This is a genomic window from Streptomyces noursei (assembly GCF_001646665.1).
Lineage (GTDB): Bacteria > Actinomycetota > Actinomycetes > Streptomycetales > Streptomycetaceae > Streptomyces > Streptomyces lavendulocolor.
On the sequence record NZ_LWBU01000270.1, the window covers coordinates 78,056 to 79,254 of the forward strand.

Consider the following 1,199-nt stretch of genomic DNA (forward strand, 5'->3'; position numbering starts at 1 on the left):
GGCCCATGACACGGGCCGGGGGCCCGGTGGGATCACCGACGCGGTGGTGGAGGAGGCGCTGCGGGTGACGTCGCCGACCCCGGTCATGCTGCGCAGCGCGGCCCGCGCCGGGCGGATCGGAGGCGTACGGGTGGAGGCCGGGGAGCGGGTGGTGATCGCCACGCTGCTGTGCACCGGAGCGTACGGCCCGTTCGCGCCGGACCGCGATCCGGCCGAGACCGCCGGTCTGCGCCGGCTGTGGTTCGGGGCGGGTCCGCATTTCTGTCTGGGGCCGCTGGCCATGGCGGAGATCCGCGCGGTCGTCGGCGCCCTGCGAGGCTTCCCCGGTCTGGTGATATCCGGTCGGCGTCCGGCACGGGGGGTTCTGATCCCCGCCTACGCCCGGTTGCCGGTGCGCGCGAGCCGCCGGGCGGGCCGCGGGCGGACGTCGTGACAACCGGTCCTGAGCATCACGGTGGGGCCAGGACCGAGGTGAGCGGGTGAGCGAGAAGACCGGTGTCATCGGCGCCGGGCACGTGGTCGGCGCCGTGGGGGTGGCGGGTGTCGTGGGTGGCAAGGGTCCGGAGGCCGGTCGCGGTCGTGCCCGCCAGGACGCGGAAGTCGCGGGCGAGATGGGCCTGGTCGTGGTAGCCGCAGGCGGCGGCGGTCCCGGCCCCGGTCGCGCCGGGTTCCAGCAGCTTCGTCAGAGCCCTCTGGAAGCGGAGGACACGGGCGGCGCTCTTGGGAGCGAGGCCGACCTGCTCCGCGAACAGGACTTCCAGGCGGCGCCGGCTCCGTCCGGTCGCCTCGGCCAGCCGTCCGACCGGCAGCGTGCCGTGGCTGGCCCGCAACAGGGCCCACGCCCGGGTCACCACGGGTGAGGGCCAGCAGCGGCTGCCTGCGAGCCGGGTGGACAGGGCTTCGTCGAGTACGGCCCAGCGGGCCCGCCAGCCGGAGGCGCGCGCGAGTCGCTCGGTCAGGGCGGCGCCCCAGTGACGTCCCAGCACGTCCACCGGGTGGACCATGCTGTCGGTGAGGTGACGGAGCGGCAGGCCGAGGAGTGCGTAGGCACCCAGTGGTGTCAGCTCCACCTGTACGCCGTGGCCCGTCCCGCCGACGCGGCTGATCACCGGGCCGGTCTGGAGTCCCAGCAGCACCGCGTCCCATCCGTTGCCCGTGCCGCACCGCTCCCGTTCGGAGGCGAGTTCCAGCGGGGCTCC

General features: G+C 75.3%; 1 protein-coding gene and 1 pseudogene. One reads left to right on the plus strand and one right to left on the minus strand.

Features of this window, described 5'->3' with window-relative positions:
- Window positions 1–433: pseudogene (locus A4V12_RS18580) on the plus strand (cytochrome P450); the annotation flags it as partial.
- A 16-nt stretch (window positions 434–449) separates the two neighbouring features.
- Here A4V12_RS18580 and A4V12_RS18585 read toward each other — a convergent pair.
- On the minus strand, window positions 450–1,199 hold a 750-nt coding region (locus A4V12_RS18585), incomplete at its 5' end, for a helix-turn-helix domain-containing protein (RefSeq protein WP_079137129.1).